Raw genomic sequence first — 973 nt, forward strand, 5'->3', positions numbered from 1 at the left:
GATGGAAGAGGTGGATGATGAGGAGCCCTTCAACCCTCCACCACGCCCACCTCCACGACGGCAGCACCGTGATGACCAACGGGTGCACCAAGAGCTTCCACGCCCTCCATGCTGACCAAATTGGCAAGGTATGGGAGGCCACCCTCATTCATGGTCCAAACCAACAACACGCTCACAGTAATGATGATCCTTTCGCAAAAGTTAAGTTTATGATTCCTCCCTTTTATGGTTTGTATGACGCTGAAGCTTATTTAGATAGGGAGATGATTGTGGAACAAAAATTTAGGTCCCATCTTGTTCCTGAACAATATCATGTTAGACAAGCCACTAGTGAGTCTAAGGATTTTGCTATTATCTGGTGGAATGAATTGTCTAGCCTTCATTTACATCCTAATACATGGGATATGTTAAAAACTGCTATGCGTGAGAGATTTGTGCCACCTGCCTATCAACGTGACTTATGCAAAAAAATGCAATGCTTTGACAAGGGAGATATGTCTGTCCAGGACTATTATGCTGAATTGTAAAAGGGTATGATTCGTGCTGGTGTTCATGAGGAAACGAAGGATAAAATTTGTCATTTTTCTTCCGGGTTACATACTAAAATTCAGGGCATTGTTTACTATAAGGAATACAATATTGTCAATCGTTTGTTCTAGCTTGCTATGTTGGTCAAAAAAGAATTGCAGGGTCGCCAACCGACAAAAACAAAGACCTCCTTCACGCCTCATTCAACATCTACGGCCCCATCCAGGAGTGCTACGCCTTCAGGAGCTCATTCCTCGATGACGAATTCGGCTTCACGACCTCCTTCCACGTCATCAACACCTTCTAAAACAATGCCTCACGCTATGGACCCGAGTAAGGCCTCTGTTTTGCAAGGTGCAGGAGCAGCAAAGCCTTCTTCATCCACCGTTCCTACCGGGCGCACATCGAACATTAAGTGTCACCGTTGCCATGGTATTTGTCACTT

1 protein-coding gene is annotated in these 973 nt (G+C 45.0%); it reads left to right on the forward strand.

The features are described from left to right. The coding region (locus ACQY5W_RS13010) for a hypothetical protein (RefSeq protein ID WP_428025401.1) at positions 1-527 on the forward strand (527 nt) is incomplete at its 5' end. Positions 528-973 lie beyond the last annotated feature (446 nt).

It is taken from the genome of Arcobacter sp. (assembly GCF_050300555.1).
Classification (GTDB): Bacteria; Campylobacterota; Campylobacteria; order Campylobacterales; family Arcobacteraceae; genus Arcobacter.